Annotated in this window: 26 protein-coding genes; 10 read left to right on the forward strand and 16 right to left on the reverse strand. The window is 68.7% G+C overall.

The window, feature by feature from the left end; genetic code table 11:
* Window positions 1-253: 253 nt before the first annotated feature.
* The gene (locus tag ACFQEV_RS03000; RefSeq protein WP_379692523.1) at window positions 254-1369 is read left to right on the forward strand and encodes an ArnT family glycosyltransferase; all 1116 of its coding nucleotides are present in this window, start codon (window positions 254-256) and stop codon (window positions 1367-1369) included.
* A 136-nt stretch (window positions 1370-1505) separates the two neighbouring features.
* On the opposite strand, the gene ACFQEV_RS03005 is transcribed toward ACFQEV_RS03000, so the two are convergent.
* The 3 genes from ACFQEV_RS03005 to ACFQEV_RS03015 are packed head-to-tail and all read right to left on the reverse strand — an operon-like array spanning window position 1506 to window position 3528.
* On the reverse strand, window positions 1506-2447 hold the full coding sequence (locus ACFQEV_RS03005; RefSeq protein WP_379692524.1) for a VOC family protein: 942 nt from the start codon (window positions 2445-2447) through the stop codon (window positions 1506-1508).
* A 50-nt stretch (window positions 2448-2497) separates the two neighbouring features.
* Window positions 2498-3340 (reverse strand): beta-keto acid cleavage family enzyme, encoded by an 843-nt coding sequence (locus ACFQEV_RS03010; RefSeq protein ID WP_379692525.1) that lies wholly within the window; start codon window positions 3338-3340, stop codon window positions 2498-2500.
* Window positions 3337-3528, reverse strand: coding sequence for a hypothetical protein (locus ACFQEV_RS03015; protein WP_379692526.1), 192 nt, complete (start codon window positions 3526-3528; stop codon window positions 3337-3339). The genes ACFQEV_RS03010 and ACFQEV_RS03015 overlap by 4 nt, the downstream gene beginning before the upstream one ends.
* A gap of 132 nt (window positions 3529-3660) precedes the next feature.
* Between ACFQEV_RS03015 and ACFQEV_RS03020 the strand changes: the two genes are divergently transcribed.
* Window positions 3661-5034, forward strand: coding sequence for an oxidoreductase (locus ACFQEV_RS03020; protein ID WP_379692527.1), 1374 nt, complete (start codon window positions 3661-3663; stop codon window positions 5032-5034).
* Window positions 5035-5078: 44 nt separating this feature from the next.
* On the opposite strand, the gene ACFQEV_RS03025 is transcribed toward ACFQEV_RS03020, so the two are convergent.
* On the reverse strand, window positions 5079-5708 hold the full coding sequence (locus ACFQEV_RS03025; protein WP_379692529.1) for a twin-arginine translocation signal domain-containing protein: 630 nt from the start codon (window positions 5706-5708) through the stop codon (window positions 5079-5081).
* Window positions 5709-6056: 348 nt separating this feature from the next.
* On the opposite strand from ACFQEV_RS03025, the gene ACFQEV_RS03030 reads away from it, so the two are divergent.
* A complete protein-coding gene (locus ACFQEV_RS03030) occupies window positions 6057-6284 on the forward strand; it encodes a hypothetical protein (RefSeq protein ID WP_379692531.1) in 228 nt (75 codons plus the stop codon).
* Window positions 6285-6289: 5 nt separating this feature from the next.
* The gene (locus ACFQEV_RS03035) at window positions 6290-6652 is read left to right on the forward strand and encodes a hypothetical protein (protein ID WP_379692532.1); all 363 of its coding nucleotides are present in this window, start codon (window positions 6290-6292) and stop codon (window positions 6650-6652) included.
* Window positions 6653-6681: 29 nt separating this feature from the next.
* Here ACFQEV_RS03035 and ACFQEV_RS03040 read toward each other — a convergent pair whose 3' ends face one another.
* Window positions 6682-7305: a metal-dependent hydrolase gene (locus tag ACFQEV_RS03040; protein ID WP_379692534.1), complete on the reverse strand. Its 624-nt coding sequence runs from the start codon at window positions 7303-7305 to the stop codon at window positions 6682-6684.
* A gap of 99 nt (window positions 7306-7404) precedes the next feature.
* On the opposite strand from ACFQEV_RS03040, the gene ACFQEV_RS03045 reads away from it, so the two are divergent.
* The 3 genes from ACFQEV_RS03045 to ACFQEV_RS03055 all read left to right on the forward strand — a co-directional run bounded on the left by ACFQEV_RS03045 (window position 7405) and on the right by ACFQEV_RS03055 (window position 9875).
* Window positions 7405-8034: a DUF2238 domain-containing protein gene (locus ACFQEV_RS03045; protein WP_379692535.1), complete on the forward strand. Its 630-nt coding sequence runs from the start codon at window positions 7405-7407 to the stop codon at window positions 8032-8034.
* 50 nt (window positions 8035-8084) lie between these two features.
* Window positions 8085-8741, forward strand: coding sequence for a potassium channel family protein (locus ACFQEV_RS03050; protein WP_379692537.1), 657 nt, complete (start codon window positions 8085-8087; stop codon window positions 8739-8741).
* A gap of 255 nt (window positions 8742-8996) precedes the next feature.
* Window positions 8997-9875: a dihydrodipicolinate synthase family protein gene (locus ACFQEV_RS03055; protein ID WP_379692539.1), complete on the forward strand. Its 879-nt coding sequence runs from the start codon at window positions 8997-8999 to the stop codon at window positions 9873-9875.
* Between the two features lie 9 nt (window positions 9876-9884).
* Here the strand turns inward: ACFQEV_RS03055 and ACFQEV_RS03060 are convergent, their stop codons facing one another.
* From ACFQEV_RS03060 to ACFQEV_RS03075, 4 genes are read right to left on the reverse strand one after another with little or no spacing between them, the layout of a single operon-like run.
* Window positions 9885-10676 carry a TOBE domain-containing protein gene (locus ACFQEV_RS03060; RefSeq protein ID WP_379694512.1) on the reverse strand — a complete coding sequence of 264 codons (792 nt, stop codon included), beginning with the start codon at window positions 10674-10676 and terminating at the stop codon, window positions 9885-9887.
* A gap of 53 nt (window positions 10677-10729) precedes the next feature.
* A complete protein-coding gene (locus ACFQEV_RS03065) occupies window positions 10730-11575 on the reverse strand; it encodes an amino acid ABC transporter ATP-binding protein (RefSeq protein ID WP_379692540.1) in 846 nt (281 codons plus the stop codon).
* A complete protein-coding gene (locus ACFQEV_RS03070; protein ID WP_379692542.1) occupies window positions 11572-12321 on the reverse strand; it encodes an ABC transporter permease in 750 nt (249 codons plus the stop codon). Before ACFQEV_RS03070 ends, ACFQEV_RS03065 begins: the two co-directional genes overlap by 4 nt.
* Window positions 12322-12345: 24 nt before the next feature.
* A complete protein-coding gene (locus ACFQEV_RS03075; protein ID WP_379692543.1) occupies window positions 12346-13371 on the reverse strand; it encodes an ABC transporter substrate-binding protein in 1026 nt (341 codons plus the stop codon).
* A 133-nt stretch (window positions 13372-13504) separates the two neighbouring features.
* Here ACFQEV_RS03075 and ACFQEV_RS03080 point away from each other — a divergent pair, with 133 nt between their 5' ends.
* Both ACFQEV_RS03080 and ACFQEV_RS03085 read left to right on the forward strand, forming a co-directional pair.
* Window positions 13505-14590, forward strand: coding sequence for a putative sulfate/molybdate transporter (locus ACFQEV_RS03080; protein WP_379692544.1), 1086 nt, complete (start codon window positions 13505-13507; stop codon window positions 14588-14590).
* 52 nt (window positions 14591-14642) lie between these two features.
* Window positions 14643-15260: a DUF7384 family protein gene (locus tag ACFQEV_RS03085; RefSeq protein ID WP_379692546.1), complete on the forward strand. Its 618-nt coding sequence runs from the start codon at window positions 14643-14645 to the stop codon at window positions 15258-15260.
* 34 nt (window positions 15261-15294) lie between these two features.
* On the opposite strand, the gene ACFQEV_RS03090 is transcribed toward ACFQEV_RS03085, so the two are convergent.
* The 5 genes from ACFQEV_RS03090 to ACFQEV_RS03110 form a co-directional block, all read right to left on the reverse strand.
* On the reverse strand, window positions 15295-15750 hold the full coding sequence (locus ACFQEV_RS03090) for a hypothetical protein (protein WP_379692547.1): 456 nt from the start codon (window positions 15748-15750) through the stop codon (window positions 15295-15297).
* A gap of 27 nt (window positions 15751-15777) precedes the next feature.
* On the reverse strand, window positions 15778-16020 hold the full coding sequence (locus ACFQEV_RS03095; RefSeq protein ID WP_379692548.1) for a hypothetical protein: 243 nt from the start codon (window positions 16018-16020) through the stop codon (window positions 15778-15780).
* A gap of 240 nt (window positions 16021-16260) precedes the next feature.
* Window positions 16261-16896 (reverse strand): non-canonical purine NTP pyrophosphatase, encoded by a 636-nt coding sequence (locus ACFQEV_RS03100; RefSeq protein ID WP_379692549.1) that lies wholly within the window; start codon window positions 16894-16896, stop codon window positions 16261-16263.
* A gap of 50 nt (window positions 16897-16946) precedes the next feature.
* Window positions 16947-17228 carry a DUF5808 domain-containing protein gene (locus ACFQEV_RS03105; protein WP_379692551.1) on the reverse strand — a complete coding sequence of 94 codons (282 nt, stop codon included), beginning with the start codon at window positions 17226-17228 and terminating at the stop codon, window positions 16947-16949.
* A 119-nt stretch (window positions 17229-17347) separates the two neighbouring features.
* Window positions 17348-18160, reverse strand: a complete 813-nt coding sequence (locus tag ACFQEV_RS03110) for a TrmB family transcriptional regulator (RefSeq protein WP_379692552.1) — start codon at window positions 18158-18160, stop codon at window positions 17348-17350.
* A gap of 165 nt (window positions 18161-18325) precedes the next feature.
* Between ACFQEV_RS03110 and ACFQEV_RS03115 the strand changes: the two genes are divergently transcribed.
* Window positions 18326-18712 (forward strand): DUF7344 domain-containing protein, encoded by a 387-nt coding sequence (locus ACFQEV_RS03115; protein ID WP_379692553.1) that lies wholly within the window; start codon window positions 18326-18328, stop codon window positions 18710-18712.
* A 21-nt stretch (window positions 18713-18733) separates the two neighbouring features.
* Here ACFQEV_RS03115 and ACFQEV_RS03120 read toward each other — a convergent pair whose 3' ends face one another.
* Together ACFQEV_RS03120 and ACFQEV_RS03125 are read right to left on the reverse strand one after the other, a co-directional pair.
* Window positions 18734-20326, reverse strand: a complete 1593-nt coding sequence (locus ACFQEV_RS03120) for a bifunctional N(6)-L-threonylcarbamoyladenine synthase/serine/threonine protein kinase (protein ID WP_379692554.1) — start codon at window positions 20324-20326, stop codon at window positions 18734-18736.
* 40 nt (window positions 20327-20366) lie between these two features.
* Window positions 20367-20684, reverse strand: coding sequence for a 30S ribosomal protein S24e (locus ACFQEV_RS03125; RefSeq protein ID WP_092531616.1), 318 nt, complete (start codon window positions 20682-20684; stop codon window positions 20367-20369).
* Window positions 20685-20762: the final 78 nt, after the last annotated feature.

Raw genomic sequence — 20762 nt, forward strand, 5'->3', positions numbered from 1 at the left:
CTTGGCAAGTCAACGCGTGGTACCGATTCCCCCACCGACGGGTGTAACTCTGCGGGAGGGAAAACGCCCGTATCTGGGGTCATAGAGCCTCTTTACGCCGCGTTCGTCCGCTCACGTCGCACCGCGTCCGGCTCCGTTTACTCACGTCGCACCGCGTCTCCTCGGGGCGTCTCGTCCGGTCGCCGCCCCCTCGATTCCTTCGACCGATGCGCACGGCCGTCGAACTTAATGCCCGCTCCCGATGTCACTCGGTATGGCTCCCCGGTATCGGTGGTTCGTCGCAGGCCTCGCGACGGTACTCGCGTACTTCCAGTTCGGTACCGGCCTCCACAGGAAGGCGGTCCGTCGGTGGGACGAGCAGATATACTACAACGTCGCTCAGAACGTCCTCGACGGTCACTGGTTGCTTCCGCAGTTCACGCTCGAATCGCACCCGCTCACCGTCCCCACGCCGTTCCTCCACAAACCGCCGCTGGCGTACTGGCTTCAGGCCGGGGCGATGTCCGCGTTCGGTGTCTCGCCGGCGTCGGCGCGACTCCCGTCACTCCTCGCGGCGGCGGGCACGGTCGGCGTCGCGGTTCTGTTGGCGATTCGACTCAGAGGCCCGCCCGCCGGCGGCTTCACCGCGGCCGTGCTGTTGCTCTCCCCGGCGTACCTGATGACGCACGGCGCGACGGATATCGGGACCGACGCGTTGCTCGTCTTCTTCGGAATCGCGTCGATATACGCGCTGGTCGTCGCGGTCGAGACGTCCGCCGCGCGGTGGCAGTTGCTCGCCGGCGGACTGTTCGGCCTCGCGACCCTCTCGAAGGGCATCGCCGCGGCGCCGTTCGCGCTGTTCGCCCTCCCGTTCGTCGTCCGGCACCGCGACGACCTCGGGTGGGCCGGCGTCGGGCGCGTCGTCGGCGCGGGCACCCTCGTCGTGGTCCCGTGGTTCGCCGCCGTCGCGGCACTCGCCCCGGAGGAACTCCTCGGGCAGATGTTCCTCCAACAGGTCGCCGACCGGGCGACCGGCGCGCGGTTCGTCGCGTACGACTCCACGACGTTCGAGTTCATGCACTACCCCTACCTCCGGGAGGCGCCGTCCTACCTCGGCGTCGCGTGGACGCTGTTACCCGTCGCCGCGACGGTGTCGGTCGTCGAATCCGTCCTGACCCGCCGTCTCGACGACGTCGACGTCCTCTGTTGGCCGTTGCTCCTCGGGACGGTCGGCCTGTACGCCGCGACCGGTAACCACCTCTGGTACCTCCTTCCGGTCGTCGTCCCCGGTGCCGTCTTGGTCGGGCGGGCCGCCTCCGCAATCGTGACTGCGGTCGCCGACGCCGTCGTTACGTACGCCGCACTCCGACGCGAGGACGCGGACGTCTGAGTCGGCTTCCAACTCCGCGTCTCGCCGTCCGTCACCGAGTCGTACGCTCGAAACGCTACGAGTAGAGGCAGTTAATCGTCAGCCGACTGACGACACCGTTCGGCGGGTGACCGTCTCCGCGGTCGAACCGTTCCGCCTACTCCGTCGCGTCCGAGGGCGTCAAGTCGGGCAGGCCCGCTTCGATCTCCTCCCGGCGGTCCTCCAACCACTCGGGGAGGACGAGTCGTTCGCCGAGTTCCTCCGGGTCCTCGTCCACCGTGTAGCCGGGTTCCTTCGTGGCAAACTCGAAGAGGACGCCGCCGTCGGTGCGGGCGTAGACGGACTCGAACCACTTCCGGTCGATTATCTCCGTCGGCCGGAGGCCGCGGTCCTGCAGTACCTCGCGCCACTCGGCCTGTTCCGCCTCGGTCACCTGAAACGCCACGTGGTGGACGGTGCCCGCGCCGGGGCGTCCGCGCCGGCCCTGCGGGTCTTCGAGGATATCGACGACGTAGCCCAGTTCCCCGTCGGCCTCGTAGCGGGTTCGGTCGTGGTCGCTCTCCGTCTCCTCGAACCCCATCGTCCCGAGGAGGCCCGGCATCCCTCCGGCGGTGTCCAGAGAGAGCGTCACGCCGAAGAAGCCGCGAATCGCGTGTTCCGCGGGCACCGGTCCGTCCGGCGGGTTCCCCTCGGGGGCGTCGTCGCGCGCCACGAGTTCGAGCGGGAGGCCGTCGGGGTCCGAGAACGGAATCACCGTGTCGCCGAACCGTTCCCGCGGTTCGTCCGCCTCGACGCCCTCCGCCTCGAAGCGGTCCGTCCAGTACTCGACGGACGCCGCGGGAATCAGAAACTGCGTCGCACTCGCCTGTCCCGTTCCGACTTGCCCCTCCCGGGCGTTCTGGTAGGGGAAGAACGTCATGCTCGTGCCGGGCGACCCCTCGTCGTCGCCGTAGAACAGGTGGTAGACGGACACGTCGTCCTGGTTCACGCTCTGCTTGACCAACCGCAGTCCGAGCGTCTCCGTGTAGAACCGGAGGTTCCGCCCGGGGTCGCTGGCGATGGCCGTGACGTGGTGGATTCCGGGGATGTCGGATGGCATACCGTCTAGGTACGCGGAGGCGCGGAATAGAATCTGGGGCAGGTTCCCGCTCACAGTCCGAGGACGTCGCGCGCCTGCGACGGCGTCGCCACCTCCCGGCCGAGTTCCTCGGCGACGCGGACGGTTCGCTCGACGAGTTGCGCGTTGCTCTCCGCGAGTTCGCCGCGGCGGTAGTAGACGTTGTCCTCCAGTCCGACGCGGACGTGCCCGCCGAACACGACGCCCATCGCCGCGAACGGCAGCTGGTGCGGGCCGAACCCGAGCGTGTTGAACTGCGCGCCGTCCGGGAGGTTGTCGATTGCGTTCAGGAAGTTCCGCGGGCGCGGACGCGTGAGCGTTCCGCCGCCGAAGATGAGCGTCGCGTACACCGGGTCCGCGAGCTCTCGCCGTTCTAAGAGGCCGTACACCTCGTTGAGGTGGCCGTCGTTGAACACCTCCAGTTCGGGTTTGATTCCTCTCTCCCGCATCTCCTCGTGGAGCGAATCGACGAGCGCCCGCGTGTTCTCGCTGGTCAGGTGGTCGTAGCGGTTCAGCGGCCCCATGTCGAGCGACGCCATCTCCGGCGGCGGGTCCGTCCGGAGGGGGAGGTGTCTGTCCTCGTCCGGCGCGCCCGTTCCGCCCGTCGAGTGCTGGATAATCACGTCGTCGGCGTACCGCCGCACCGCGTCGTCTATCTCCTGAAAGCGCTCGGTGGCGAACGACCGCTCCCCGTTGGGCGTCCGGGCGTGGAGGTGGACCACCGCCGCGCCCGCCGCCTCCGCCGCCGCGGCGGCCTTCCCTATCTCCTCGGGCGTCTCCGGGAGGTTCGAGTTCGCCTCCTTCCCGTGGACGCCGCCCGTCAACGCCGCGGTGACGACGACGGGTTCGCCCGCGAGGTACGACTCGTACGTCACGACTCGTCCTCCGCCTCGTGCGCGCGGAATATCTCGCAGTGCTCGGCGTGGTTCAGCCCGTAGCGGTCGTTGCAGATGTCGGCGCGCATCGGTTGGACGAACCGCCCGGCGGCGGTGCAGTACGCCCGTTCGGCGTCGAATTCCTCGCCGTCCGCCGAACTGCGGTACGCGAGGTAGGGGCAGGTCATAGCCGAGTGTCTCTCCGCGGCGGACTAACGGTTTGCGGGCGTCGCCGTCGCCCGGTGACGCCGCCGTCACCGCCGCGTCCGGCCCGCGCGTCCGGGCGGGACGCTTAATCCGCTCTGCGAGTAGTGTGCCGTGTGGCACCCGCCCTCGAAGACCCTATCAGCATCGCCGGGCTCGACGTTCCGAACCGCCTCTACCGCGCCCCGCTTTTGGAGTGCGCCGGGGAGGGGCCGGACGCGGTGGACGTCCTCCGCGAGGAACTCGAACCCGCGGCGGCGTCGGGCGTCGGCCTCGTCTGTCAGGGCGCGAGTCCCGTCCGCGAGGACACCGGCCACGTCGCGCCGAACATGACGAGTTTCGCCGACCGGGAGTTCGTCCGCGGCCTGCGACCCCTCACGGACGCGATTCACGACCACGGCGCGCGGATACTCGCCCAACTCGACCACGGCGGGATTCGGAGCCTCGAAACGTGGCACGCCGCCTACCGGGAGGAGCGTTCCGCGCCCGAGCAACTCGCCGTCTCGCCGCCTCCGACGCCGCTGAAACTGCTGGACGCGGCGGGGGTTCTCTCCTACGACGCGCGCGTCCTCTCGACCGAGGAGGTGTACGAACTGGCGGCGGACTTCGGCCGGTGCGCCGAACACGCGGTGGCGGCGGGGTACGACGGCGTCCACATCGCGGGCGCGAACATGGGCATCGTCCAGCAGTTCCTCTCGCCGTTCTACAACGCCCGCGACGACGAGTTCGGCGGGAGCCTCGGGGAGCGAGTCCGCTTTCTCGAAGTCGTCCACGAGGAGATTCGAGAGCGAGTTGGCGACGACGTTCCCGTCGTGACCAAGGTGCCCGCCGAGACGGCGTCGCCGCCGTTCGTCCGGTCCCGCCTCTCCGTCGCGGACGGCGTCCGAATCGCCCGGCGACTGGAGGCCGTCGGCTTCGACGCCCTCGTGCCCGTCGAAGTCTCCGTCTTCTGGGACATGAGCCTGATTCGCGGCGAGTACCCCGAACGCGCGTGGTCGGACGCGCAGTTCCGCGAGGGCTACCGGGAGGCGTTCGGCGGGCGGATCCGACCGCGACTCGTCGCCCTCGCGCACAGACTCCACGCCCGGAGCCAGTCGTTCGACCCCGCGTGGAACGACTCGTTCTGCGCCCGCGTGAAGGAGGCAGTCTCCGTCCCGGTTCTGGCGGAGGGCGGCATCCGGCGGCGGACGCAGATGGACCGCCTCCTCGCTACGGGGCGGTGCGACATGGTGGGGATGGGCCGCCCGTTCTACGCGGAACCTCGCATCGCCGCGCGGTTCCTCCGACCCGAGGGAGACGAGACCGACGCGGCGGGCCGAAGTCGGGAGGGCGACGCGGAAGCGACGTGCGAGAACTGCAACAACTGCACCGTCCCGCAGGTGACGGGCGCGCCCGGCGTCTGTCGGACGCCGAGCGTTCTGAAGGAGACGGGGAAACTCCGCAAGGAAGGCGCTTACGAGAGCGCGGAGACGGACGACCGAGGAGCGTAACCGGCGAAAAGAGCGGGGGTGATCGAGCAACCGGGCGCTCGGCTCTAATTCTGGGTCTGGGTCTGCGTCTGGGTCTGCGTCTGCGTTTGACCCTCGCTCTGATTCTGGTCGTCCCACCAGGCGTCCTCTTGGAGGATTTCGTTCTCCTCCTCCTCGTTGACTTCGCTGAAGTTGACCACTTGGAGCTGCTCGTTGTCGCCGAAGGGAGCCCACTCGCGACTCATCTCCCAGACGGAGGGTTGGTTGACGTCGTCCTCGTCCGGGATGAAGCCGAGGTTCGGGTCGTACTCCTGCAGTTGCTCGGACGCGTCTTGGGAGACGAACAGCGTATCGACCTGTCCGTTGTGGAGCCACCGTATCTGGTAGGTGTTGTACTCGGACCACGCGCTGTCGCGGATGTCGGCCCAGTTCGGCACCCACTCCATGACGCCCGAGACGAACGTGAACCGGGCGGCCGGTTGGAAGTCGTCCTCGAAGATGAGCGCCTTGTACCCCTCGTCGGTGAAGCCGTCGTCGTCCTGGGTGCCGGTTCCCCCCTGCTGCGTCCCGGTACCCTCTTGGGCGGCGACGGACCCCGACGAGACGAGGCCGAGCGCCACGGCACCCGAGGCGGCGGCTCCCTTTTGCATGAACGTGCGGCGCGACTGGTCGTTCGACAGGTAGTTGTCAGTCATCGGTATCACTTCCCCGAGGGAACGTCCCCGAGGGTAACGGTAAGATGCTCCTTGGAGGAAAGAGAAGACGGCAGACTTTCGCAAGCGTTCTCGCGCCGCCTCTCGGCGTCGAGTCGCGCGGACGAACCGAGACGCCCTCGCACCGTCCCGGAAATCCGCGCCGCCGTCCTCGCTCGTCGCCTCCGAACCGGATGTGTTCGATGCCTGTTTTGGCCACCGTCAACGTACTCTGGTATCGAACGCGTACATTGGCGAATTGGTGAAATTAGCGGTGTCGGGGGCTGAAACGCCATATTCTGGGATGTCCGCCCAATTTCTTATCCGCGTCGTCTCCGATACGGCGTACGCATGAGTACAGATGACGCTCAGCCGTCGGACCGCATCGAGGAGACGACGACGTGGCCGGAACTCGCCGTCGGGTTGTACGACCGGCTCACCGGTCGCGGCGCGCAGATAACGTACGAGTTCGAGGACATGTCCGTGGACGTTCCGAGCGAGACCGGCGACGACGCTGAGTACGCCCACTGGGAACTCGACGGGACGATCAAAATCCGCACCTCCGAGCCGAACGACTAATCGGGATGTCCGACGCATCGGACGTCCTCCGCGTCGAAGCGGACCTGACGCTCACCGTCGAGGGCGAGACGGCCGCGGTGTCCACGGGGCCGTTCGGCGACGTGTACGTGGACGCCCCGTCGCTCGCGTCGGCGCTCCGAATCGCGCGCCGCGTCGGCGACCTCCCGCCGCCACTCGACCACTCGGGGAACAGGTTGGCGGACGCGGGCGTCACCGTCGTCGTCCGCGTCCGCCGGGCGATAGTCGCCCGCATCGGCGCGGGCGTCGAGAGCGGCCGCCTCGAACGACTCGCGGGCGAGGAGCGGACTCGAATCTACGTCGACGGCGTGCTGACGGCCGCCGTCCGCGAACTGCGCGGCGTCCGGTAATCTCTGTTTCTCGAAAAATCCGTCGGCGCTCAGCGGAAGTCCTCGACGAACCGGTTCGGCACGTACGCCAACACGCCCGCCGGAAGCGCAGCGACGATGCGTTCGGCTGCCGTCACCATCGGCTTCCGGAGGACGACGTACGCCGCGGAGATGCCGAGGGCGACGAGGACGCCCGTCTGGACGTAGCCGTCGAACGCGTACAGCGTCGGCGCGGCGAACAGGACGGCGGCGGCCAAGTCCTCCGGCGCGCCGTCGTAGCGGATCCACCGCCGCGGCGGAATCCACCGGCCGTGGTAGTGGCTGTAGACGGCGCGGTCGGACGTGCCGAGCCACGGCTTGAGTTCGAGTCCGCCGCCGAGGGCGTCCATCGCCGAGTGAAGCGCCGCCGCGGCGAAGAACAGCGCCACCGACAGCGTCAGCGTCGTCGGAACGAGGAGGGCGACGGCGAGTGCCGGCGCCGCGAGCATGCTGAAGTACACCGGAAAGTGCAGCGTCTTTCGGTGCGCGACGTACAGGTCGAAGTCGGGGAACACGCCGCCCAGCGCCGCGGCTACGACCGGTATCGGAACCGTCCCCGCCGCGGTTTCCGGGAAGAACGCGGCGAAGACGACGGCGAGCACGACCCCTGCGAGGGCGTGCGTTGTTGCCATCATCGCCGTCACGTAGGGGAAACGAGGGAAAAACCCTGTCGTGTCACTAGTTAGCACGCTGACACCATAGCCGTTTATCCCACTTCGCTCGTACGGTGAGTCATGAACGCTCGGCGACGGTCCCTCCCCGCCCGCCACGCCGTTCGCGCGATGCAGGTCGCCATCGTCGGCATCTTCGTCGCCGGCGTCCTCGCACGCAACGTCAGCGTCGCCGTCAACGGCGTGTTCGGCCTCGCGGTGACGCTCCTCCCCTCCGTCCTGAGCCGAGACTGGGGCATCCGCCTCTCGCCCGGCCTGACGCTGTGGATAACGCTCGCGGTCTTCCTCCACGCGGTGGGGATGTTGGGCCTCTACGACGGCGTGGGGTGGTACGACCACGTGACGCACACGCTCTCTGCGACCATCGTCGCGGGCGTCGGATACGCCACCGCGCGCTCGGTGGACCGGTACAGCGACGCCGTCCACCTTCCCCGGCGGTTCATGTTCGTGTTCATCGTCACGTTCACCCTCGCGTTCGGCGTCTTCTGGGAGGTGCTGGAGTTCTTCGCCCGCCTCGCCGCCGACGCCGTCGGGATGGAGGCGGTTCTCGTCCAGTACGGGTTGGACGACACCATCGTGGACCTCCTCTTCGACACGGTGGGCGCGGTTCTCGTCGGCCTGTTCGGCACGGAGACGCTCGCTGCGGTGGTGGACAGCGCCCACCAGCGAATCGAGGAGGCCCGCGCGGGCTGACCCCGCGACGCCGTTCAAGCTTTTACCCTCCGCGGTCGTCAGGTACTCCCATGAGGTTCGTTATCGTCGGGTACGGTCGAGTCGGCGCCCGCACCGCCCGAGTGTTGAACGAGGAGGGACACGACGTAGTCGTCATAGAGAACAACGAGACGAAGATCGAACGCGCCCGGGAGGCCGGCTTCGAAGTCGTCGAGGGCGACGGGAGCAACGAATCCGTCCTCCGACGCGCGGGCATCGAGGACGCCACCGCCGTCGGCGGACTCACCGGCGACCCCAACGTCAACTTCGCGGCGTGCATGGTCGGCGCGGAGTTCGGGTGTCGGACCGTGATGCGAATCAGCGAGGACTACCGGCAGGAGATATACGAGCAGTACGCCGACGACGTGGACGACGTCGTCTACCCCGAACGACTCGGCGCGGCGGGCGCGAAGACGGCCCTCCTCGGCGGCAACTTCAACGCCATCGGCGACCTGACGGAGCAACTCCGCCTCTCGACGGTGACGATACCCGAGGACTCCCCCGTCGTCGGAGAGAAAGTCGCGGACGTCGACCTCGGAGAGGACGGCATCGTCTACGCTCACGGACGCGCGCGGGAGGCGATGACGATTCCGCTCCCGGGCACGAAAATCGAGGCGGGCGACCAACTCGCACTCGTGACGGAACGGGACGCCCTAGATGGCGTTCGAACGGCGTTGCTGGGCGGGTGAGGACTTCTCGACGGGAGTAACGGGGGAACGGGAGCGATGACGGCGCCGTGGGGGGGAGAGTGCGCCGCCCGCCGCGGCATCGGGAGGTGCCGCGGCGGTGGGTGTGCCGGGCGCGCGTCGGGAGGATGGGAACTGAGGCCGTCGTGCGCGCCCGAAAAAGTATCGGCAACGACCCGCCTTAAATCCGTGTCAGACGGACGAGTGCCCCGCGTCTTCTGCGACAAACTACATCCGCGCGCCGGCCCCATTGCGACCGTGCACGGAACCGGACCCCCGTTGGCGACGCCCTTCGAGGAGGACGGAACGCTCGACGAACGCGCACTCCGCGAACTCGTCCGCTGGGTGGAGGCCCGCGGCGTCGATTTCATCGCCCCCTGCGGGTCGAGTAGCGAGGCGGAGTTCATGTCCGCCGAGGAACGCGCCCGCGTGATAGAGATCGTCGTCTCGGAGTCTGACGTGCCGGTTCTCGCGGGCACGGGCCACCCCGGCTACGAGGAGACGGTGCGGGCCACCGCAGACGCCGCGGCGGCGGGCGCGGACGCTGCCCTCGTCGTCACGCCGTTCTACTACCCCCACGACGAGGACGAACTCGAAGCGTACTACCGCGACGTGGCGGACGAGGCGGACATCCCCGTCTACCTCTACAGCGTTCCGACGCACACGGGCGTAGCGCTCTCGCCCGAACTCGTCGGACGCCTCGCCTCATACCCGAACATCGCGGGCATGAAAGACTCGAGCGGCGACATCGACCGGTTCATCCGCGAACGCCGCGCGACGCGCGACGACGACTTCGACCTGTTGGTCGGGGCCGGCGGCGTCTTCGCACAGGCCCTCGGCGCGGGCGCGGACGGGGGCGTCCTTGGCCTCGCCAACGTCGCCCCCGAGGCGGCCGTCGAGGTGTACGAGAGACACCGCGACGGCGACGAGAAGGTGGCCCGTCGACTGAACGCGTCGCTCGTCGATCTGAACCGCGCCGTCACCGACCGGTTCGGCGTCCCCGGGTTGAAGGCCGCGATGCGGGCGCGCGGCGCGCCCGCCGGAACCGTCAGAAGGCCGCTCCGACCGGTGTCCGAGGACGTTCGGTCGCACCTCGAAGAACTCGCCGTCGCCGCCGGGCGAGACGCGGACGACTGAGCGTCCGGGTCACGCGCAGTCGAGTTCGGCGGCGTCCGCGTCGCTCTCTCCGCCCTCTTCTCCGCTCTCTCCGCCGCTCTCGTCTCCACCCTCGTCTCCCGCCGACGCCGCCACCGCCGTCGCCCGCGTCGCCGTCGCCTTCCACGACGCGACGACGCCCGCGCCGGGTTCGAGTCCGAGTCGGTCGGCGCTGTCGGCGGTGACGAGCGCCCGCAACGGTTCCTCGAACCCGACGTCCACCGCGACGCGGACGACGGCGTCGCCGCGTTCGAGGGCCGTCACCGACCCGTCGAGGCGGTTCCGCGCGCTGGTCGAGTCGGGCGCGGGCGAGTCGCCCGGCGCGTGGAGGGTGACGGCGTCGGCTCTGACGCTCACTTGGACCCGTCGCCCCGGTTCGCGCGCCGCTTTCTCGCCCAGCGTTCGGACCGGTCCCGCCGCCGTCTCCACGTCGCACAGTTCGCCCTCGACGCCGGCGACGGTACCGGGCGTCACCGTCTCGGGGACGCCCGCGGTGCCGGAGAGGGCGGCGTGGAGTCGGTCGAACCGCGCCAACAGTTCGCGTCCGGTCGCGGTGAGTTCGCTGCCGCCGCCGTCGGACCCGCCGCGGCGGCGTTCGACCAGCGACCCCAACGCGCCTTCGAGTTCGCGGAGTCGCGCGAGACACCGGGGGCGCGAACGGCCGAGCGAGGAGGCGGCACCGCTGACGGACCCCGTCTCGGCGACGGCGCGCAGGAGGGCGGCGTCGTCGTCGTCGAAGCTGACGCCGTCCGCGTCGAGGTACGCCTCGAACCAGTCGTCCACCATACGCGGTCGGACGCGCCCCGGCGGTAAAAATCGGTACGCGAGTCAGACGCTCAGTAGACGAGTTCGCCCGCGACGAACTTCCGGGTTCGCTCGTCGTCGGGCGACTCGAAGACGCGGTCGGTCGGCCCGCACTCGACTATCGACCCGTCGAGGAGTACCGCGGTGCGGTCGGACACGCGCCGGGCTTGCTGCATGTCGTGCGTCGCGATGGCGACGCCGATACCGCGCTCTCTGGCCGCCTCGACGGCTTCCTCGACGAGCGCGGTGTTCCGCGGGTCGAGGTTCGACGTGGGTTCGTCCAAGAGTAGCACGTCCGGGTCGGGCGCGAGGGCGCGCGCGATGGCGACGCGTTGGGCCTCGCCGCCGGAGAGCGACGCGGCGCGCCTCCCGGCTTTGTCGGCCATCCCGACGGTCGAGAGCGCTTCTCTCGCGGCCGTCGGCGTCGTTTCGAATCCGAGGGCGCGCCGCGCCGCCGTCCGGAGGCGGTCGGTCCACGATTCGCGCACGCGCAGGCCGTAAGCGGCGTTCTCGGCGGCGGTCGTCGAAAAGAGGCTCCGCACCTGAAACACCATGCCGACGCGGCGGCGGACGGCCAACCGGTCGGCCTCCGAGAGCGACCACACGTCGGTTCCGTCGGCGCTGACGACGCCCTCGTCCGGCGGGTGAAAGCACGCCAACAGTCGGAGCAGCGTCGTCTTCCCCGTCCCCGACGGGCCGACGACCGCCAGCACTTCGCCGGGTTCGACCGTCAGGTCCACCGACTCGAACACCGGTCCCTCGCCGAACCCGTGGGTCACGCCCTCGGCCGCGAGGCGCGTTCCGCCGCGTTCGGCGGCGTGCTCGCCGTTTCGGCGCGTGCGGTCGGATTTCCGGGCCGTCCGCGCGGCGTCGGTCATCGCTCACCTCCGCCGCTTCCGGCGGGCCCGCGCGACTGTCGCCCCTGCGACGCCGCCCCGCCGGACGTCCGGTCGCGGAACCGCGCGCCGAGTGCGTTCACGCCGAGGACGAGAGCGAGCAGTATCGCGCCGAGTGCGATGCCCGTCTCGATGTTACCCTTCCGGGCTTCGACGGTGATGGCCGTCGTCAGCGTCCGCGTGAACGACGTCTGGTCGGAGAAGACGATGTTGCCGCCGACGATGAGCACCGACCCCACCTCGCTGATGGCGCGCCCGTACCCCGCGAGGACGGCGGTGACGATGCCGTATCTGGCCTCGCTGAGGACCGCCAGTCCAACGTCCGCCTTCGTCCCGCCGGCGGCGAAGGCTGCGTCGCGCAGGTCCGCGGAGACGCCTTCGACGGCGGAGAGCGACACGCTGAGGACGACGGGCGTCGCGAGGATGGTCTGAGAGATGATCATCGCCTGCGGGGTGAACAGCAGTCCGAAGTCGCCGAGGGGGCCGGAGTTCGAGAGGGCCAACAGGACCACCAACCCGACGACGACGCTCGGAAAGCCCATCCCCGTCGAGATGAGCGAGGTGAGAAGCGACTTCCCGCGGAAGTCGCCGAACGCGACGGCGACGGCCGCGGGGAGGCTGACGGCGGTGCTGACGAGGACGGCCGCGGTGCTGACGTACAGGGAGACGAGCGTGATGCTGACGAGGTACTGCACGTTCAACTCGCCCAACGCGCCGCCGAGGAACACGGGTATCTCTCCCTCCCGGTCGGACTAAAAGTCCTCGGGGACGCGCCGGTCCACCCACGATTTGAACGCGATATCCTCCTTCGAGGGGTTCGACCCGTCCCATCCTTCGGGCACGTACTGCGCGAAGTTCGGCTCCTTCGAGAGGGCGTTCGGGAAGAACAACTGCGACCCGTTGGCGGTGTAGCCGTCTATCAGGTTCTGTCCCTGTGGCCCCGTGAGGAAGCCGACGTACGCCATCGCGAGTTGGTAGTTCACGTCGCCGTACGTCGCGGGGTTCACCGGGATGACGCCGTAGGGGTTCTTGAGGATGGTCGGCCCGTCCTTCAGGGGTCCCTGCACGTGGATAGCGAGGTTCACCTCCTTTTTCATCGAGAGGTACGTCCCCCGGTCTGCGAGGGTGTACGCGCCGGACTGACTCGCCTGCACCAGCGTGTCTCCCATCCCCTTTCCTATCTCGCGGTACCACGTGCCCGACGGTTCGACGCCGGACTCCGCCCAGATGGTCAGTTCCTTCTTGTTCGTCCCGGAGTCGTCGCCGCGGGAGACGAACGTCGATTGCGTCTCCGCGATGGTGGCGAACGCCTCCGTCGCCGAGGACGTGCCGTTGATTCCCGCGGGGTCGTCCCTCGGGCCGACGATGACGAAGTCGTTGAACATCACGTCCCGGCGGTTGACGCCGAACCCGTCCCGCAGGAACGTGTCCTCCGCGCCCCGGGCGTGGACGAGGATGACGTCCGCGTCGCCGTTGCGCGCCGTCTCGATGGCCGCGCCCGTCCCCTGCGGTATCGTCTTGACGGTCGCGCCGAATCGCTCCTCGAACGCCGCGTTCAACTCGCCGAGAAGCCCCGTGTCGTACGTGCTGGTCGTCGTCGCCAGCGTCAACTGCATGTCGTCGGACCCGCCGCCGGACCCCTCACTCTCGACTTGCTCCCGCGTTCCGGCGTCCCCCTGTGTCGCCGTCGAACCGCCCTCCTCGCCCGCGCATCCGCTGAGGCCGAGGACCGTTCCGACGCCCGCCGCCTGGAGGAACCGCCGCCGTTGTATCGACATGGGAACAACGATGGGTGCGCTCGAAATAAAGGTACTCCTCGGTACGTAACCGCCGGTGGTTACTACTTTCCCCTCTTTTCCCGGTCGTAGTTACCGAAAACGTTCAAGTTCGTTCTCGACCACCGACTCGCCGATGGCCCTCGCCGACGTTCGCGCCGGGCGTTCGCTCCGCCTCGACGCCGGGGAAGTGGCGGGTGCGCTCGGCGACTCGGTGACGGTGCTCCCCCTCGTCGTCGCCCTCGGAGCGCTCACGCCCTTCTCCGTCGCTAGCGTACTGCTTTGGTTCGGCGTCTTCCAACTCGTCTGGGGCCTCGCGTACGGACTTCCGCTCTCGGTGGAACCGATGAAAGCGCTCGTCGGACTCGCCATCGCGGGGACGATAACCGCGGGCGAACTCGTCGCCGCCGGACTGCTGGCGGGCGTCGCCCTCGTCGTCGCCGCCCGCCTCCGCGTCCTCGGCCGAATCGAGTCGCTCGTCGGCGAGGCGGCGGTTCGCGGCGTCCAACTCGCCGTGGCTCTCCTCCTCGCGCGCACCGGCGTCGAACTCGCCGTCGGCGACCCGACGCTGGCCGCCGCGTCCGTCGGCGTCGTCGTCCTCGCCGCAATCGCCGGGCGCGCCCGCCTCTCATCGCTCCTCGTCCTCGGGGGCGGTGCGGTTCTCGCCGCCGTCGCCGCGGGTGGCGTCTCCCCGACGCTCCCGTCCCTCGCCGCGTTTCCGACCGCTCCGACGCCGACGCTCGGCGCGGCGGAGGCGACGGCGGGCCAACTGGCGATGACCGCCGGAAACGCCGCCGTTGCCACCTCTCTGCTCTGTTCGGACCTGTTCGACGCCGACGTGCCGCCGGACCGACTCGCCGGGAGCATGGGCGCGATGTGCCTCGCGGCGGTTCCGTTCGGCGGCCTGCCGATGTGCCACGGAAGCGGCGGACTCGCTGGGAAGCACGCCTTCGGCGCGCGGACCGGCGGCGCGAACGTCGTCCTCGGCGCTCTCTACCTCGCGGCCGCCTGCGTCGCGGGCGTCGTGACCGCCTTCCCCACCGCCGTCCTCGGCGTCCTCCTCGTCCTCGTCGCGTGGCACCTCGGCCGCGCCGCCGCCCGGAGCGACCGTCTGCTCCTCGTCGCCGCCGTCGGCGTCGTCGGCCTCCTGACGAACGTCGGCGCGGCGTTCCTCGTCGGCGCGGCAGCGGACCGACTCCTCGACCGGTTCGGGTCGGCGTAAGCGATTCCGACCGACCGAACCGCCCTTCCGTCCGCGGACCGAACGCCGGTCTATGGAATCGTGGACCGCCTTGTTCGACCGTGCGGCGTCGTTCGAACGGACGGCCGACGACGCGCGCGAGGCACTCGACGCGCGCCGGGAGGGCGACGACGACGAGAGTGCGGACGCGGGCCGAACCGCCGACGTCCCCGACCCGGAGGACGTCGAACGGAGTCCCGCCCGCGTCGTCGCCGACGCGGACGTCCTCGCGGCCGACCTGTTCGGCGACGACGATTCGCGCGAGGCGTTGGACGCCCTCCGCCGCCACTCGTGGACGACGCTCGTCGCCAGCGACCCCCTTCTGGACGACGCCCAAGCGGTCGTCGAATCGCTCGGCGACGAATCGCTCGCGGCCGACTGGCGCGAACGGGTCGAACAGGGGCGCGAACCCGTCTCGCACCCGGCGGACGACCACCCCGCCCTCGGGTCGGCGTACCGCGGCGGCGCGATGCACGTCCTCTCGTTCGACGACCGGTTGCTCTCCTCGAAGGCGGGCGCGACGCTCGGCGGTCAGTTCCCGGTGAGCGTCCACCACCCCCGCGCGTTCGCGACGCTGTTCGACGCGGAGAGCCTCCACGAAGAAGTCGTCGGGGGCGACTACCCCGGCCCGGACCGCGACCCGCGGGAGTGAGTCGCCCGCGCCCGGCCGCGCAGACGGACGAGTCTCACTCGTTCGCCGAAATCGAACAGGCGTCGTTCGTGCGGACGGACGGGACGCCGGCCACCGTTTCGAGCGTCATGGCGAACGCGTACGACCGGCAGAGTTTTGGCTTCCACCACTCGTTCGTCTCCCACTCGTCGCCCCGCACTTCGACGCTGTACCACGTTCCGTCGTAGTCGGCGCGGAACACTTCGCTCTCGACGCTCGGCGGCACCGACGCCTCCTCGACTCGGTCGACCACGTTCTCGTCCCAGTCTCTGACGGTCACCGAGACGGTCTGGGCCGTCTCGGTTCGGTTCGTCACGCGGACTGCGAGCGTTCCGCCGGACGACTGCTCGTCCGACGACGCGTCGCCGACGCCGCCCCCGGCCGAACACCCGGCCGAGACGCCGGCGGCGGCGACGCCTATCGACGCCAAAAAGCGCCGTCTAGTCGGTCGTTCCCATCGGTTCGTTCCCATTGGAGTCGTCTCTGACGAGGGGCGTTATCACTTTGTTGAATGGCGATTCGTCGCCTCCGTCGCCTCCTCGACGACCGTGTAGATTCCGTGGGCAAACTGGTTCATCGCGTAGTACGCGAAGACGCACCAGACGAGAAACGCCGGGAGGGCGGACATCCACGGGTCGAACGAGGTGAAGATGAGGGGCGCGACGGCGCTTCCGACCGAGAGGAGGACGAGGCCGACGACCCCGTTGATGGCGGCGTCGGTGGTCGCTGCGTAGCGGGGCATACGAGTACGACGTGCGAGCGAACGGTAATAAATCGAGAGTGTTCCTGCCAGGTGGGTGAGGCGGGGCGGGTCGGACTCCGTGTTCGTTCGACGTGGTTCGCTTCTCAGACTCCCGTTCGGTCGCTCCGCTCCCTCACGGGACCGCCGCCGGACGCTTCGCGCCCGGCGAGACACGCCTCACTAGCGTTCGGCGTACCTACCGTGAGGCGAGCGTAGCGAGTCTCACGAGGTACTCGTCACTCACTTCGTTCGTTCCGAGTACCACTCTCCGAACTTCGCCAACGCCCGCCCGCGGTGCGAGACGGCGTTCTTCTCCTCGGCGTCCATCTCGGCGAACGTCGTCCCGTCGTGTTCGAAGATGGGGTCGTAGCCGAATCCGCCGTCGCCGCGCGGCGGGACGATGCGCCCGCGAACGGTCCCCTCGAATATCCGCACGGGGAGCGGTTCCGTCTCCTCTTCGTCCCGTTCCGCGCCGTGGGCCGCCGCGACGGTTCGGTCGTCCCGGTCTATCGGATCGGGACTCGCCTCGAACTCCTCGCCGTCGCAGTACGCGAGCGTGCACTTGAACGCCGCGCGGCGCGGTTCGTCCAGTTCCCGTTCGGCGAGTCGGTACACCGCCTCGACGCCCAGCGTCTCCTCGACGTACGAGGAGTACGGGCCGGGAAAGCCCTCGAAGCCGTCGATGAACAGGCCGGCGTCGTCCACGAGGACGGGTTCGCCCGCGTGCCGGTAGGCCTCGCGCGCGCCGTGCGCCGCGATGGGGCCGAGGTCCGAACCCTGCACCTCGGTGTAGTCGTAGTCCAACTGCTCGACTTCGTCGAGGTACTCTAGCGCCTCGCGGACCTTCCCCGGATTCGTCGTGACGTATCGGAGCATCCGCTCGAACGTCGGGCGGGTCGAGAGAAAGAGGCGTCGGTGTCCGCCGTTCAGTCGTCGTCCACGATGACTTCGACGGGGCCGTCGTCGTCCATCGTGGCCACGGTGTCCCCGCCCGAGGAACGCTCCTGCCAGAGGAGTGCGCCCACGACGACCAGCGCGACCCACGACCGCCAGTTGGCGAGGTTCAGGGTGTACCCGATTCCGAACGGCTTCTTCACGAGCATCCCCTTGCCGGGTTGCCAGTACGACGAGAGCATCCGGCCCATGGACGGTCGTTCGAAGTTGTACGGAATTCCGAGGATTTCACCGCTCTGGGGTTTGTCTGCCATACTACACGATTAGGCGGGCGGCTGATAAATCGTTTTGGTGTGCTCTCGGACGGTGCACCCGAGGCCGAGTCGGAATTCGAGAAAGCGCCCACCGGTTTACGACGGGCCGCGCGGGGCGATTACTCGTCGTCGTCCGGCCGGTACGCCTCTCCGACGCTCTCCTGCAACTCGTAGGTCAGCACCCGTTCCGTGAACGTCGCTATCCCGTGGTTGATACCGTCGCTCCACGCCGCCGTCTCGTTGGGCACCCCCGGGAGTCGCTCGTCGTGAAGCGCGCTCACCAACACCGGCCCTCGGTCGACCATCAGCAGTCGCCCGATGTGCGGGGAACCGCTCATGGCGTGGAACCACTCTATCAGGTCGGTGGTGAACACGTCGGCGTTGAACCCGGCGTCCTCGATACGCTCGTAGATGGGTTCGACGACCGTACCGATGTTGATGCTGACCCCTCGTTCCGCGGCCTCTTCGAGGTACGCGAGGAGTTCGTCGCCGAGAAGCGACTCGCCCAACACGATCAGGACGATTTCGCGCTCCGCGTTGTCCACCAGGTCGATGACGCGCTCCGTGACCTGTTCGTGCGTGCTGAGCGCCCAGACGGCCTGTTGGGCCTCCTTGTATATCGGCTCCATCCGGCGGAGCGTCCGCTCCACCGTCTCGAAGTTCGATTCGTACTCCTTCCGAAGCACTCGGACGGCGGTGTCTATCGACACGCTCTGGAACGTCCGCGGTTCCCCCTCCTGCACCTCCACCAACCCCCGTTGCCGGAGGCGGTCCATCGTGCCGTACACACGCGACCGGGGGATATCGGCCACCTGTCCCACCTCTTTGGCCGTCGCGTGCGGGAGTCGCGTGAGCGCGACGAAACACCGCGCTTCGTACTCGGTCAGTCCGAGTTGCTCCAGTGCGTCTACCGCGGCCTCAGCGTCGTCCATGTCGGAGTTCAGTTCACCGACGGGTATGACTTGAAGGGTGTTCCCCGAGGAACAACAGTCCAGTTGTACCTCCAGGAGTGTCAAACGCGCTAACTGCGTGACGGACATATCGGGCTGTAGTCGAGCGGATATCGGCAGATGCGGCAACGTTGGTGACAATAGTAGATGGATGATACAACTCGATCACGCCCCGCTAGCGTACAGTTTTCCGACACCGTCTTCGCACTCCTGAGCAGTCGCCGCCGCCGCCACGTCGTTTCGTTCTTGGCCGACCGGGAGTCTCGAATCTCGCTGTCCGAACTCGCCGCCGAGGTAACGGCGCGAGAACGCACCGAGGAGTCCGACGGCACGGTACCGGAACGCACCGAGAAGTCGGGGGAGACGCCGATGGGACGCACCGAGGAAACCGTCGCGACCCTCCACCACAACCACCTCCCGAGGCTGGCGGACGCGGGAGCCATCACGTACGACGCCGAGGGGAGGACGGTGACCCCGACGCACCTCGAAGAGCTAGCGTCGCTCGTGCGTTCGGCCGACGCAGACGAGTACTGAACGAGTCGAACGGGTCGGAGGCTACTGATACCGCCCGCGACCCTCTATCTCGCGAAGGCGGGCGAGCACTTCGTCGTCGCCCTCGCTCCCGTACCCCTCCTCGAACGCCCGGAGCAGGGGTTCCGGTTCCGCCGCCGTCCCCTCGACGCTCTGGCCGAAGACGTGGAGGTCCATCGCGTGGTCCTCGACGTGACCGGTGTGGTATCCGAGGCCGAAGTCGATGAGGTACGTCCGCTCGCCGACGCGGGCGTTCCGCGTCGTCGGGTCGCCGTGGACGAACCCCGCCCGGTGGATACGAGCGAGGTGTTCGCCGACGGTCCGACACCGGTCGGCCGTGAGGTTCCCCGCGAGGTCCGACTCGCCCACCCGGTCGAAGACGATGACGCCCTCCGCGGGGTCCACGTCGCGGACGACGGGCGTCGGGACGCCGACGCGCCGCGCTTCGCTGGTGAGGCGCGCCTCGGCGACGGTTCGCTTCCGCCGGAGTCTGTCGTCCAACTCGGGGTGGCGGTACGCCTTCGAGACGCGGCGCTTGACGACGCGGTCCGAGTCGATGGTGACCGTCGCCTCCGCGCCGCGAACCTCCCCGCCGATCGTCGGGTCGCGCGCGACGGACTCCTCGTCGCCGCGCCACGTCACCGGCACCTGGTCGGGTCGGAAGTTCGGATCCACCGAGGACTCCGGGATCGGGAGGGTGTCGCCCGCCTCGTACATCTTCGCGCCGAGGACGGCTATCATCCCGGCGTTGTCGCGGAGGAACCGCGGTTCCGGCGCGTAAAACTCCGCGCCGCGTTGCTCGCACATCGCTTCGAGCATCTCGCGGAGGCGTTCGTTCTGCCCGACGCCGCCGCCGAGGACGAGTTCGTCCGTCCCCGTCAGAGAGAGGGCGCGTTCGGCCACCTCCGCGAGCATCCCGAAGATGGTCTCCTGCAGGCCCGCGCAGATGTCCTCGACGGGCACGCCGTCGTCCGCCGCCTGCTTGGCGGCGCTCATGATGCCGGAGAAGGAGAAGTCCATCCCCTTGACGACGTACGGCAGTTCGTGGAACTCGCCGTCCCTCGCAGCGCGTTCGACCTTCGGGCCGCCGGGGTGGGACCACCCGACGTGGCGGGTGAACTTGTCGATGGCGTTGCCGACGCCGGTGTCCATCGTCTCGCCGAGGACGCGGTACCGGCCGTTGTGGTAGCCCAACAGGTGCGCGTTCGCGCCCGAGGCGTTCAGACAGACCGGCGAGTCGAACCCCGACTGGTGGCGGCCGATTTCGAGGTGCGCCACCATGTGGTTGACGCCGACGAGGGGCACGTCCAACGTCTGCGCGAGGGCGCGCGCGGCGGTGCCGACGATGCGGAGACACGGGCCGAGGCCTGGTCCGCGCGAGAAGGCGACGGCGTCGATGTCGGCTCCCTCGCCCTCGGCCGTCTCCGCCGCCCGGTCGAGGACCGTCTCGACGACTGCCGGAATCGCATCGCCCATGTGCTCTGCGGCCTCGCGCGGGTGGATGCCGCCGCTATCGGGTTGGTAGGGGTCCGATTCGATGAACACCTCGTCGGCCTCGCTATCGAACAAGGCGGCGCTGGCGGCCCACGCGGTACCCTCTATTCCGAGAACTCGCATCGAGAATTCGAAGACCGGTTAGAGTCCGTTCGACCGAGAGTTAGGCCTCTTCGGCCTCCGCCTCGACCTCTTCGGTGTCGGCGGCGATCTTGTTCCGGTCGAGCATGTAGTCCTGTTCGACGTCGCGCGCGAAGTCGGGCGAGTCGTAGACCTTCGCGTAGCCGACGGTCTTGCGCATGCCGAACTTCGTGTCGAGTTCGTGGACGACGACTTCGTCGGAGTCCTTGTTCAGCTTCGCCGCGAGACTGTCGCGGACCGACAGCCGGGACGGCGAGGCTTCCTCGTGCACTATCTCGAAGCGAACGTCGCTCCGGTGTAGCATCGGGTTCTCGTCTTCGGAGATGACTTCGATTTCCATGGTTCAGTTGGGTTAAAATGCTCCCGATGCAAGTAAAAGGATTTCGAAGGGACGAACGGACGCCTCGGCGACTCGATT

The sequence above is a fragment of the Halopelagius fulvigenes genome (assembly GCF_042662625.1).
Lineage (GTDB): Archaea > Halobacteriota > Halobacteria > Halobacteriales > Haloferacaceae > Halopelagius > Halopelagius fulvigenes.

Excerpts from the sequence above, each read along its gene's own strand:
- ACFQEV_RS03005 (WP_379692524.1), bottom strand. The coding sequence starts at position 2,447 with ATGCCATCCGACATCCCCGGAATCCACCACGTCACGGCCATCGCCAGC.
- ACFQEV_RS03120 (WP_379692554.1), bottom strand. The coding sequence starts at position 20,326 with ATGCGAGTTCTCGGAATAGAGGGTACCGCGTGGGCCGCCAGCGCCGCC.
- ACFQEV_RS03035 (WP_379692532.1), top strand. The coding sequence starts at position 6,290 with ATGTCCGACGCATCGGACGTCCTCCGCGTCGAAGCGGACCTGACGCTC.
- ACFQEV_RS03100 (WP_379692549.1), bottom strand. The coding sequence starts at position 16,896 with ATGCTCCGATACGTCACGACGAATCCGGGGAAGGTCCGCGAGGCGCTA.
- ACFQEV_RS03040 (WP_379692534.1), bottom strand. The coding sequence starts at position 7,305 with ATGATGGCAACAACGCACGCCCTCGCAGGGGTCGTGCTCGCCGTCGTC.
- ACFQEV_RS03115 (WP_379692553.1), top strand. The coding sequence starts at position 18,326 with ATGGATGATACAACTCGATCACGCCCCGCTAGCGTACAGTTTTCCGAC.
- ACFQEV_RS03110 (WP_379692552.1), bottom strand. The coding sequence starts at position 18,160 with ATGGACGACGCTGAGGCCGCGGTAGACGCACTGGAGCAACTCGGACTG.
- ACFQEV_RS03015 (WP_379692526.1), bottom strand. The coding sequence starts at position 3,528 with ATGACCTGCCCCTACCTCGCGTACCGCAGTTCGGCGGACGGCGAGGAA.
- ACFQEV_RS03125 (WP_092531616.1), bottom strand. The coding sequence starts at position 20,684 with ATGGAAATCGAAGTCATCTCCGAAGACGAGAACCCGATGCTACACCGG.
- ACFQEV_RS03105 (WP_379692551.1), bottom strand. The coding sequence starts at position 17,228 with ATGGCAGACAAACCCCAGAGCGGTGAAATCCTCGGAATTCCGTACAAC.
- ACFQEV_RS03045 (WP_379692535.1), top strand. The coding sequence starts at position 7,405 with ATGAACGCTCGGCGACGGTCCCTCCCCGCCCGCCACGCCGTTCGCGCG.
- ACFQEV_RS03030 (WP_379692531.1), top strand. The coding sequence starts at position 6,057 with ATGAGTACAGATGACGCTCAGCCGTCGGACCGCATCGAGGAGACGACG.
- ACFQEV_RS03090 (WP_379692547.1), bottom strand. The coding sequence starts at position 15,750 with ATGGGAACGAACCGATGGGAACGACCGACTAGACGGCGCTTTTTGGCG.
- ACFQEV_RS03050 (WP_379692537.1), top strand. The coding sequence starts at position 8,085 with ATGAGGTTCGTTATCGTCGGGTACGGTCGAGTCGGCGCCCGCACCGCC.
- ACFQEV_RS03085 (WP_379692546.1), top strand. The coding sequence starts at position 14,643 with ATGGAATCGTGGACCGCCTTGTTCGACCGTGCGGCGTCGTTCGAACGG.
- ACFQEV_RS03000 (WP_379692523.1), top strand. The coding sequence starts at position 254 with ATGGCTCCCCGGTATCGGTGGTTCGTCGCAGGCCTCGCGACGGTACTC.
- ACFQEV_RS03065 (WP_379692540.1), bottom strand. The coding sequence starts at position 11,575 with ATGACCGACGCCGCGCGGACGGCCCGGAAATCCGACCGCACGCGCCGA.
- ACFQEV_RS03080 (WP_379692544.1), top strand. The coding sequence starts at position 13,505 with ATGGCCCTCGCCGACGTTCGCGCCGGGCGTTCGCTCCGCCTCGACGCC.
- ACFQEV_RS03075 (WP_379692543.1), bottom strand. The coding sequence starts at position 13,371 with ATGTCGATACAACGGCGGCGGTTCCTCCAGGCGGCGGGCGTCGGAACG.
- ACFQEV_RS03025 (WP_379692529.1), bottom strand. The coding sequence starts at position 5,708 with ATGACTGACAACTACCTGTCGAACGACCAGTCGCGCCGCACGTTCATG.
- ACFQEV_RS03095 (WP_379692548.1), bottom strand. The coding sequence starts at position 16,020 with ATGCCCCGCTACGCAGCGACCACCGACGCCGCCATCAACGGGGTCGTC.